Origin of the sequence: Blastopirellula marina DSM 3645 (assembly GCF_000153105.1) — a bacterium.
Lineage (GTDB): Bacteria > Planctomycetota > Planctomycetia > Pirellulales > Pirellulaceae > Blastopirellula > Blastopirellula marina.
The window spans coordinates 1,395,545-1,406,738 of the sequence record NZ_CH672376.1 but is presented as its reverse complement, the minus strand read 5'-3'; the positions used below and the strand labels follow the sequence as shown (position 1 = coordinate 1,406,738).

9 protein-coding genes are annotated in these 11,194 nt (G+C 56.6%); 5 read left to right on the top strand and 4 right to left on the bottom strand.

Features of this window, described 5'->3' with window-relative positions; all coding sequences use genetic code 11:
* Together DSM3645_RS27880 and DSM3645_RS07465 are read left to right on the top strand one after the other, a co-directional pair.
* Positions 1-969 (top strand): calcium-binding protein (locus tag DSM3645_RS27880; protein WP_002651491.1); only part of this gene is annotated, 969 nt, incomplete at its 5' end.
* A gap of 276 nt (positions 970-1,245) precedes the next feature.
* Positions 1,246-2,679, top strand: coding sequence for a sulfatase family protein (locus tag DSM3645_RS07465; RefSeq protein WP_002651490.1), 1,434 nt, complete (start codon positions 1,246-1,248; stop codon positions 2,677-2,679).
* Between the two features lie 87 nt (positions 2,680-2,766).
* On the opposite strand, the gene DSM3645_RS07460 is transcribed toward DSM3645_RS07465, so the two are convergent.
* The 3 genes from DSM3645_RS07460 to DSM3645_RS07450 form a co-directional block, all read right to left on the bottom strand.
* Positions 2,767-5,109, bottom strand: coding sequence for a carboxylesterase family protein (locus tag DSM3645_RS07460; RefSeq protein WP_002651489.1), 2,343 nt, complete (start codon positions 5,107-5,109; stop codon positions 2,767-2,769).
* Positions 5,110-5,460: 351 nt separating this feature from the next.
* Positions 5,461-5,772: a hypothetical protein gene (locus tag DSM3645_RS07455; RefSeq protein WP_002651488.1), complete on the bottom strand. Its 312-nt coding sequence runs from the start codon at positions 5,770-5,772 to the stop codon at positions 5,461-5,463.
* 214 nt (positions 5,773-5,986) lie between these two features.
* Positions 5,987-6,268 (bottom strand): ferredoxin family protein, encoded by a 282-nt coding sequence (locus DSM3645_RS07450; RefSeq protein ID WP_040351682.1) that lies wholly within the window; start codon positions 6,266-6,268, stop codon positions 5,987-5,989.
* 290 nt (positions 6,269-6,558) lie between these two features.
* Between DSM3645_RS07450 and DSM3645_RS07445 the strand changes: the two genes are divergently transcribed.
* Positions 6,559-7,140 carry an RNA polymerase sigma factor gene (locus DSM3645_RS07445; RefSeq protein WP_002651485.1) on the top strand — a complete coding sequence of 194 codons (582 nt, stop codon included), beginning with the start codon at positions 6,559-6,561 and terminating at the stop codon, positions 7,138-7,140.
* 71 nt (positions 7,141-7,211) lie between these two features.
* On the opposite strand, the gene DSM3645_RS07440 is transcribed toward DSM3645_RS07445, so the two are convergent.
* Positions 7,212-8,669, bottom strand: a complete 1,458-nt coding sequence (locus DSM3645_RS07440; RefSeq protein WP_002651484.1) for a DUF1254 domain-containing protein — start codon at positions 8,667-8,669, stop codon at positions 7,212-7,214.
* Positions 8,670-8,915: 246 nt separating this feature from the next.
* Here DSM3645_RS07440 and ilvD point away from each other — a divergent pair, with 246 nt between their 5' ends.
* On the top strand, positions 8,916-10,598 hold the full coding sequence (ilvD, locus tag DSM3645_RS07435; RefSeq protein ID WP_002651483.1) for a dihydroxy-acid dehydratase: 1,683 nt from the start codon (positions 8,916-8,918) through the stop codon (positions 10,596-10,598).
* A gap of 153 nt (positions 10,599-10,751) precedes the next feature.
* On the top strand, positions 10,752-11,153 hold the full coding sequence (locus DSM3645_RS07430; RefSeq protein WP_002651482.1) for a DMT family protein: 402 nt from the start codon (positions 10,752-10,754) through the stop codon (positions 11,151-11,153).
* Positions 11,154-11,194: the final 41 nt, after the last annotated feature.

Genomic DNA, 11,194 nt, shown 5'->3' with positions numbered 1-11,194 from the left:
AACGATGGAAACGACACCATCTACGGGTACAACGGCGGCGATCTGTTGCTCGGCGGTAAAGGCGAAGACACGATCTACGGCGGCGGCAATAACGATACGATCTTTGGCGGCCGAGACAATGATCTGGTCTACGGCGGCTCCGGAGCGGACACCATCCAGGGTGACGCTGGCGATGATACGCTGTTTGGCAACTCTGGCGGCGATATCATCCACGGCAACGATGGAGTGGACACCATCTACGGTGATCTAGGGGACGATCAACTTTTTGGCGACGCCGGCGAAGATCTCATCTATGGTGGTGACGGAAACGACTTGCTTGAAGGTGGAGATGACGCCGACCAACTTTACGGCAATCAGGGCGATGACAAATTAGTCGGTGGAGATGGCGATGACCTCCTCCAAGGAGGCCACGGTGAAGATCTGCTCGTCGCTGGCAATGGAGACGACACCGTAAGAGGCGGAAAGGGAGGAGATTTTCTCCTCGGCAACAACGGCGATGATTTTCTCGGTGGCGGCCGCGGAAATGACGAACTCTACGGCGGCGGCGACGACGACAAAATTCGTGGCGGAGCCGGCCGGGACATTCTCAGCGGCGACAAGGGAAATGACATCCTGAAAGGGGGACGTGGTATCGACACGTTCGCCTTTAATGCGAATGGAACCAACTCGAAGCTCGATAGTGAAGGAGCGGTTCCTGAGGATGTGGAAACCGACTACGTGCTCGATTTCATGAAAAAGGAGAGTCTCGACTTTACCGGCTTTGACATGGCGTTGTCGAGCTGGGACTTCTGCAAGAATGGCGACGATGCCCCGAAGTTTAATAACACCGACCTGGAGGACATCGCCAGTCTCACGCCTCGTGCGACGATCACGCTAGTCGCTACGAATGGTAAATGCATGGTCGTAAAACTGTTCGGCAAATTTAGCTGCGCATACCTGCAGCAAGCATTTGCTAACGGATTTGCCTAAGCCAGATCGGGTGCAGGCGTTCGCACTCCAATTCTTCGGTCATCGCCTCGACGCATCGAGGCGACAGAGAAAAGTCGGTTGGGCCCAAAGTCGCCTTTCGCTCTGCGAAAGGCGACTTTTTCTTCTCAAGCTAAGCTTGCTGGGATTCGAATCCATGCTACGGCTTGGCGTGCGCGAAAAAGAACGCTGCGGGGAGCAATATTTGACCCGACTTGGGCGATCAGCGACAATCAAAGGCTCTTACCTACCAAATCGCCCCCGCTTTGGACTGACCTCATGCCTGTTTCGCTTTCGCGCTTGCTAGCGCTGTTGATCGTTGTCGGCTGGCTCGTTTCTTCCAGCTGCGCCCAGGAAGTGGCCACCAAGCCGAACTTTGTCATTATCAACATCGATGACCTGGGTTACGCCGATATTGAGCCGTTTGGGTCGGAAGTAAATCGGACTCCCAATCTGAACGCGATGGCCGATGAGGGGATGAAGCTCACCTGTTTTTACGCGGCGCCTGTTTGTTCTCCGTCGCGGGCCGCGCTGATGACCGGGTGTTATCCGAAGCGGGCGCTGACGATTCCGCATGTCCTATTTCCCGGCAACGCCGAAGGGATGAGCCCAAACGAAGTGACGATCGCCGAGCTGATGAAAGAGCAGGGGTATGCGACCGCGATCATCGGCAAATGGCACTTGGGGGATCAGCCTGACTTTTTGCCGACGCGACAAGGGTTTGACTATTACTATGGCTTGCCTTACTCGAATGATATGGGGCCGGCCGCTGACGGCGTGAAGAGCAACTATGGGGCGCCGATTCCGCAGCGAAAAGGAAAAGGCCAGCCGCCGTTGCCGCTGTTGCGGAACGAGACGGTTTTGCAGCGCGTGTTAGCGAAGGATCAGACCGAACTGGTGACCAACTACACCGAAGAAGCGATCCAGTTTATCCGCGATCATCAAGAGAAGCCGTTCTTTTTGTACTTGCCTCACTCGGCGGTCCATTTTCCGATGTATCCCGGCGACGCATTTCGTGGCAAGAATTCACACGGGCTCTACAACGACTGGGTCGAAGAAGTCGATTGGAGCGTCGGCCAGGTGCTGCAAGCGCTGAAGGATCTGGGATTGGACCAGCGGACGTTGGTGATCTTTACTTCGGACAACGGCGGGCAAACTCGGTTTGGCGCGGTCAACAAACCGCTGCGAGCCGGCAAAGCGACAACCTATGAGGGAGGGATGCGAGTCCCGACGATCGTGCGTTGGCCCGGCAAAGTTCCGGCCGGTTCCAGCAGCGACGCAGTGGTCGGCATGATCGACGTGTTGCCGACGCTGGTCAAGTTGGCCGGCGGAACGACGCCGACCGATCGCAAGATTGACGGCGCCGACATCGGGCCGATCTTGGCAGGTGTCAAAGAGGCGAAGTCGCCGCACGACGTCTTCTATTTCTATCGGGGCTATGATTTAGAAGCGGTCCGCAGCGGTCCGTGGAAGCTGCGCCTGAAAGAGGGAGCTCTCTACAACTTGCACGAAGACATCAGCGAAGCGAAAAATGTCGCCCCCGACAACGCCGATGTGGTCGAGCGCCTCCGCAAAATAGCGGCCGAGATGGATAGCGACTTGGGAGTGAAAAAGATCGGCCCCGGATGCCGCAAGTTGGGGATCGAGAAGAATCCGCAACCGTTGATCGGGTTTGATGGGGGCGTGCGAGATGGGTTTGCGCCCCAGAAGTAGTGAGCAAAGCGGAAACGGGAAAGCGGAGAAGAGGGATACGGTTGTGCGAGTCATTATGACACCGCTTTCCGCTCTCGGCTTTCCGCTTTATTTATCCGACGTATCGACCTTGGCCCAAAACGGATGTTGGCGGTCGGCCCGGGTTCTGGCGTCTTCGAGCATGACTTCGGCGGTTGGTTTTAGTTCTCGATCGAAGCTGCGGCGGTCGATGTTGATTGTCGCTCGTTTGCTGAAGTCGACCATCTCAGGCGTAAAGTAAACGGTAGCGCCCCCGGACTTGGATTGGACCGAGACGCCGTTAGTGGCCAAGATTTTTGCTTCGATATCGGTAGTCGTCGCGCGGGGCTGCGGCCATTCGGCAGGCAGCACTTGCCCGCGCTGCGGCAGGTCGCGAACTTCGACCCAGTAGAAAAAGTTGTCCCAGGGACGCATTGTCGAGAGTTCAAACTCTTTCGGCGTGAAGTTTCGCTGGTGAAGCCCCATCCAAGTGAACATCTCTTGGATCTCTTCCTGGAAATGCTCATGACCGCGACCGAGATACTCGACCACGGTGACGTCCATGTTATTTTTTTGCAGGTAGCGATCCCAGTCGCGCGCGTTCTTCTCTAGCTTGTTGCCGTCGAACTGACCATGGACAAAGTACATCGGCACGTAGCGCGCGTTTTCCCAATAACGAGAAACGTACTTATCGGCAGTAGCGACAATCGGCAGCACGCCGGCCCACAGATCGGGATGGGCCAGACCGATGTCCCACGCCGCGTCTCCACCCAGCGAATGTCCGGTCAAAAAGACGCGGTCGGTGTCGATGGAGAAGCGGCGCATGGCGCTGCGCAGCGACTTCAGGACGGCGGCGTGCTCTTGGGCCGAGTACTGGTAGTTGAACTGATGCTCTTCGCGCCAGACCGGCGCGATCACGATATAGCCGTGCCGAGTCGCTTGGCCGAGTCGCATGCCGGCGTCTTTGTTGTACGCGCCGGCCCACCAGTCGATCTGCTGTTCGGGCGTCGTGCCGCCGTTCAGGGTGACGATGGTCGGATAGCGACGATAAGGATCGTAATCCGGCGGAAGCTGCACGTAGTACTGAAAGTCATCGCGCCCCGTGATGCCGGGAGCGGTCATCAGCGTGTAGCCAGGAATCTCGGACTCGCTAAGAGCGTCGTCTTCGCTCCGCGGCGGCTTCATATTCAGGATGATTTTGGCCAGATATTCAGGCGTGCCGGCTTCCATCGACTCTAGTTGTTTCAAGATGCCGGCTTTGTCGACTTCGACTCGGTTTGACAGATACTGCTGGGCGAGTCCGCGGACTTCATAAGCGCTCAGCGCGACGGCCAGGTTTTGCGTGCCGTTGTTGGCGCCCAAGATCCAGCCGCTGATTGCGAGCGAAAGTTTTTCTTCGGCGGAGAGCGCGCCATCGTCGGCCAGCCGCATGAAGTCGGTCAAGCGATTGATCGTGTTGATCGAACAGTCGGTTTTGATCTCGTTGACCGCCACCTCAACCTGCGGCTTTTTCGCCGGATCGGCGAACTCGGCCGCATATTTTTCCAGCAGTTCGACGGCGCGAGCGCGGCGCTGCGAGACAGAGTCGTACTCCGAGAGCATTTGCCGCACTTTCAAAAGCGTTTCGCCTGCGACTCCTTCATCCGGAAACCGGGATAGCATCTGGTAGGAGAGCGTATGTTGTCCTGACGATTGTCGCAGTTCAATCTCGCGAATCAAGTTTTGCGAAGCAAGTTGTCGCAATCCGCTGATTTGCTTTTTCAAATCAGAGAGCTCTGGGAAATCGCGAATCACTTCGGCCAGCTCGAGAGCGGCGTCTTGATAGCGTTCTCCTTGCAGATAAAGACGGACAATTTTCAATCGTTGATCGGCGTCGGACGAGTCCAATTGTTGCCGCAAGATCTTGCTGAGAGTTTCGCGCGGAATGCTGCTGGTGCGCATCCGCATGTCCCAGACGTACGAATGCGAAGCTTGTAAGCCTTCCACCTTCGTCCAGCGGGGGGTGATTTCGGTGATCCCTTGAATCACGTCAATCTTGCCACGCGCGGTGTCCATCGAATAGATGCGACGTCCCCATTGATCAAACGGCGTGATCCGAATGCTGGCGCCGATGATCGCGACGCGCTCCCCCTTGGGCGGAACCCGTTGCTCGATATAGATATGCTCTTCAAGCGCCGGCGGCGACGGCTGGACGTTTTTGACCAGGTAGCTGGGGACATAGGTGCGGCGGAGGTCATCGTCGGCGATGACGATCAGCTGCAACGCGACGGCGCCGGCCGCATTGTTGTCGAAGACTCCTTCGCCGATCGAAGCGATCTTGCCGAGCTTGCCTTCGATGGTCATCCCGTTCTTCAGCTGCAAGATATCGGCCGTCGCCGGCGAAAGGAGCAGCGCAGTAAACAGGAGAGCGGCGAGCGGTAGGCGGATAGTCATACAATCAGTCGACGTTGGGAGAGGCGCGGAGAAGACGGGGAATTGTATCTCTCTAGACCGCAAAAGAAGGGCGGTCCTCTCACTTCATTGTCAACGAGATGACCAGTGGGTCAACAAAATCGCTAGAATCGGTCGAAATAGACCGCTTTTCTTCGTAGCTCGAAGCGCGAGCGAGGGGAATGCGGTCTCTATTCCATGTCGAATGACGATCGAATTCGTCATTCGTGCTTCATTCGACATTCAAGCTTCGACAGTCGTCCTTTACTTGCGGCCGCATTTCCCTCGCTCGCGCGTCGGGCTACGAAGAGTATCGGCGTGACGCATCGAAGCGAGCGGAACAAGTTCGCAAGACTAGTTGGCGCTGAACGAGATCGAGGCGCTGACGTCGCGTGAGATCGGATCGGCCATAAATCGCTGATAGCAATCGCGGCACAACTGGAAGTTGCGTTCCAAGTGATCTTCGTGCAGCGTCGGATCGTCCAGGCTTTGAATCTTTTCGATCGCGTCAGAGATCGCGGAGAGATGATCGTGGTCGGTGTCGTGAAGATCGTACTCGTCAAGTTGCGGTTCGATCTCGAGGAAGGCAGTCAAGCGAACGATAAAACAGGGATCGGTCGCTTTGTCAAAAACTTGCTGACAGCAATGGCAAGCATATTGACTCATACAGCGTTCCCTTCGTGAGGCGAGGAGGAGGGCGATTCAGCGACTTCATGTCAGCAGTAGGCTCCATCCTAACGTCGCTCGAACGCGAGGAGCAATACGAGTTGAGCGAAAAAAGAATGCGGCAAATCGCGCAAAAAAAAGCCGCGACGTAGGAACGTCACGGCTTCGTGATGGATTCGATAGCTGCAATGCAAGCGACGATCGCAACGCGGTTTTAGTTGTCGTCGACGAGCGGTTCTTTTTTCTCGGTGATCACTTCGCACTGCGGCGCCATTTCGGCGTTCAGTTCGATAAAACCTTGCCATTCTTCCGGCACGTTATCTTCGTGGAAGATCGCTTCGACCGGGCACTCCGGCACGCACGCTTCGCAGTCGATGCACTCTTCCGGGTGAATGTAGAGGATCTTGTCCCCTTCGTAGAAACATTCCACCGGGCAAACGACTACACAATCGGTGTACTTGCACCCAAAGCAGGGTTGGCAAACTACGTGAGTCATCGCTTTTCCTATTCTCCTCGCGAATGCGTCGCTAAATGACGGCGGCCCCGCCCGCAAGTCGGAGCAAAAACAAAATCTTTGCAGATTATTCCGCGAGCGGCAATTTCGCCGAAAGTCTTAATCCAGAACAGCTTTACCGTAAGTTATCCCTGCTATAATAGGCTGTCAAGATAGACTGCCGGTATCAAATGCTCAGGGCAATCTTGCCTCAGGAGGGGGCTCCAAATAGAATCCCGCCAGGGTGGAGTTTCTTCCATCCGGCCGAATTTTCACTCCCTTGCGAGGCCGATGTGGCCCTAACTGACACGGATCGCAAATTGCTCGACAGCTGTCTGGACGGTGAGCCGTGCGCTTGGGAAGCGCTCGTCGACCGGTTCATCGGGCTGGTCGTGCACGTCGTGGATCACACGGCGCGGGCCAAGGGAGTCGATATTACGGTCGAAGATCGGGAAGATTTGGCGGCCGACGTGTTCGCTCGGCTGGTACGCAAAGATTTTCGTGCGCTGCGAGATTTTCGCCGTAAATGCTCACTTGCGACCTATTTGACGGTGATCGCTCGCCGGGTGACGATTCGGCAGTTGCATCGCCGAATTCGCGAACGCTCGCTGCAATTCGCCCTCAACGGCGAGACAAAAACGCCGGTGACTTGGACGGTGGAGAAGCGGATTGAAGATCGCGACCAGATCGAAGCCTGGTTAGAGTCGCTCTCTGGACTCGAAGCCGATGTCGTTCGCCGATTTCATCTCGAAGGACTCTCGTACGAAGAAATCAGTCGGCAATTGGGAATCCCGGTCAATTCGATTGGCCCGACTCTCTCGCGCGCCCGCTTAAAAATTCGCCGCAACAATTCGGCCGATTCCGTTTTCCAATAGAGCGGGTTTTCGGGCAAAGCCTCATCGGCAGGGTGCTAGCCCAATTGTCCTGTCTGCGCCACCGGGCCTGGCTATTGTTTTGGCTTTTCTGGAATCGTTCGAACCGTGATCGCCGGCGGCGTCCAGGTTTGCTCAACGATTTCGGCATCGGGATTGTAAGTGCGCAAGATTAGATAGAAACTCCCTTGCGGAGCTGGCAGCCAATTCTTCGCCGCGGCGCCTGAGAGCGCTTCGTGCTGGATCGAGATCTTCAGCCCTTCCTTCTTGTCGGGTTTTGCGCTTATCGTGCGACTGGTGATCGAATAGCGTTCTAGTGGATTCTCGACGAGATTCGCGTCACCGCTATACATCGTGATCGACCAGAAAGCTTTGGCCGGAGGGAGTTTTCCGGGAGGGAAAACGAGCTCGTATTTTTTCGCGCCGGTCAATTTTTTTCCTTCGGCGTCGACGTGAGCGACCAAAAAGACCGATTCGGCCGGATCGCTGGCGACGATGCCGCCAAGGGACTGCTGCGCCGCGCGAACCAGATATTCCCCTTTGTCGCCGGCTCGTCCGAGCGCCGGAGGCGGATATTTCCAGCCGTTGATGACCACCGCGTCGGGGTCGTCGAGCAATGCTTTCTCTAAGATTTTCTGCCCATCGACGGCGGCGCGAGCGAGTCCGGCTTGATAGGCGGGATCAAGTTTGGCGACGTTTTGTCCTGGACCAATTTTGAGCGTCGCAAACAGATCGATCAGCCCTTGCTGCGACTTGGGGGGAGGATTTTCGGAGAGCGCTCGATTGATCGTCTTCCAAACGGCGAGCGGATCATTGGCCGGATCCAGCGGTTGCCAAACGTCGCGGGTTTCAGGCAATGAAACGTTGTTTTTTCCCCAGTACGACAGCGGCGTCAGTTTGTATTGGGCTTGGAGTTCTCGGACGTACATTACGTCTTGCGGACTGTAAACGAGCGTTCGTCCCATCACCAAAACCCAGGGAGTCGGCGATTTGGCCAATGCGATCACGCCGCTGGGCAACGCGTCGGCGAAGTCCGGTCCGACAATTGCAAAATTGCCAGGCCCGCTGCCGTTGGTCCGTTGGCCAACCGAAGCGAAATTGTCAGAGTTAAACGCTGCGAACTCAAACGAGTAGTAGCGATCGGCCATATCGGGAATCGACAGAATGACCGGCTCGCGGGAAACGTCGACCCAGGCGATCGAGTAGAGCGTGTCGTTATTGGGGCTGCCGCCGTCACGGTACTTGGCGGTGGTCAGACGTTTGGCGTGAAAAAAATGATTGACGGCCGCGTAGGCGCTCTTGCCTTTTTCGCTCGGTTCCGCAACCCACTTCCAGCGGAGCTGAGCATTGTAGTAGTACGGAAACGCGTAGGTGTAAGCGGTGATGCCGACGCTGCGCGCGTACTCTTCTTTCCAGGCCGATGTCGCCGCCGGCGGAGCGGCTTCTGGCTTGGGCGGATTTTGAGCGCGAACCCAAACGCCGCCCGAGGTGACGAGAAGGGCGCAGATCAGCAGTGATTCGTGACGCAGCATCGTTGGACTACAAATCTGGTTTTAGGGAAATCCGTTTATTATTTCCTCGATACGACAATAGGGAATTATAGGTCGTGGAAATTAGCGGCAATCATTGAGAAATCGTTAATAACCGGACATTCGGTCGGATTTCGCTCGCCTGGAGCGTGCTTTCGCCGCTTTCTAGTCAGCCGGACAAAAGCCAGCTAAAATGCGTAATTCTTTCTACCCCCCATTACTCTCGCAAGTGAACTGAAGGAGCGTTTGATGTCCGCCCCGCTCAACAAGTACAGCAGCCGCGTTACCCAGCCAAAAAGCCAGGGCGCGTCGCAGGCCATGCTTTACGGAACCGGCATGACCGACGCCGACATGGACAAAGCGCAGGTTGGCATCGCCAGCATTTGGTACGAGGGCAACACGTGCAACATGCACCTGAATCAGCTCTCGGAAGTGGTGAAAAAAGGGGTGGTAGGCGCCGACATGGTCGGGATGCGGTTCAACACGATCGGCGTGAGCGACGGCATCTCGATGGGGACCGAAGGGATGAGCTTCTCGCTCCAATCTCGCGACCTGATCGCCGACTCGATCGAAACGGTCATGGGCGGTCAGTGGTACGACGGACTGATCGCGCTGCCGGGCTGCGACAAAAACATGCCGGGATGTTTGATCGCGATGGGGCGTTTGAACCGTCCGTCGATCATGGTCTACGGCGGTACGATCAAACCGGGCCACACCAGCAAGGGAGAGAAGCTCGACATCGTCTCGGCTTTCCAGTGCTACGGGCAATTCCTCTCGGAAGGAATCACCGAAGAAGAACGCAAAGAAATCGTGCACAAAGCTTGTCCTGGAGCGGGCGCTTGCGGCGGCATGTACACCGCCAACACGATGGCGACGGCGATCGAAGCGATGGGCATGACGCTGCCTTACAGCAGCAGCATTCCGGCCGAAGATCCGGCGAAGCAGCAAGAATGCATCGACGCCGGCAAAGCGATGCGCTACTTGCTGGAGAAAGATATTAAGCCGCGCGACATCATGACCCGTGATGCGTTTGAAAACGCGATGGTCACGGTGATGGCGCTCGGCGGTTCGACCAACGCCGTGTTGCACTTGATCGCGATGGCTCGCGCGGTGGATGTCGACCTGTCGATCGACGACTTCCAAACGGTCAGCGATCGCGTCCCTTTCTTGGCCGATCTGAAGCCGAGCGGCAAGTTTGTGCAAGAAGATCTGCACTCGATCGGCGGTACGCCGGCCGTCCTGAAGTATCTGCTGGCCGAAGGCTTCTTGAAGGGGGACTGTATGACGGTGACCGGCAAGACGCTGGCCGAAAACATCGCCGATCTTCCCGGCTTGAAAGAAGGCCAGAAGATCGTCCACCCACTGTCGGACCCGATCAAGTCCTCCGGTCACATCCAGATCTTGAAGGGCACGCTGGCCCCCGAAGGCGCCGTCGCCAAGATCACCGGCAAAGAAGGACTCCGCTTTCAAGGGCCGGCCAATGTCTTTGATAGCGAAGAAGACATGTTGCACGCGCTGGAAGACAAGAAGATCAAAAAGGGAGACGTCGTCATTATTCGCTACGAAGGTCCCAAGGGAGGCCCCGGCATGCCGGAGATGCTGACTCCGACCTCGGCGATTATGGGGGCCGGTCTCGGCAGCGATGTCGCACTGCTGACCGATGGCCGCTTCTCCGGCGGCTCGCACGGTTTCATCGTTGGGCATATCACGCCTGAGGCGCAAGACGGAGGCCCGGTCGCGCTCGTTCAAAATGGCGACATCGTCACGATCGACGCCGACACCAACTCGATTGACGTCGACGTGCCGGCCGATGAGATGGCGAAACGCTTGGCCGCTTGGAAGGCTCCGGCCTACAAAGCGACCCGCGGCACGCTTTACAAGTACATCAAGAATGTGAAAAGCGCTTCAGAAGGTTGCGTGACCGACGAATAAGTTCGGCGTCCCGTAATGTGCCGAGCATCGAAAAGATCGAACACTAGCCCGCTGCGCGAGCGAGTGTTCGGTGATTCGGTGCGAAGTGATGCGCCTTGTCGCTACTACCCACCATTACAACTGAGGCGACGCTCTAGCGAGCGTCGTTTTTTTATGGCCACCATCGTGCTGCTGATCCTCTCGAACATCTTCATGACATTCGCCTGGTATGGGCATTTGAAGTTCAAGAGCAGCGCCCTGTGGGTGGTGATCTTGGCGAGCTGGGGAATCGCGTTCTTTGAGTATTGCCTGCAAGTGCCCGCTAATCGCTGGGGGCACGAGCGATACAGCGCCGCGCAACTGAAGATCATGCAAGAGGTGATCACGCTGGTCGTCTTTTGCGTCTTCGCCGTGACGTTTCTCCGCGAGCCGCTCAAATGGAATTACATCGTCGGTTTCGTGATGATCATCCTGGCGGTCGTCTTTGTCTTTGGGTTTGATACGCCGAGTAAGGCCGATCATGAAGAGACGCCCAGTGTGATTCAGCGCGAAGATTCTCCGCCGCACTCGGAGTAACCATCGTTCCTAGTCTCGTAGCGAGTCCGAGATACGAAACA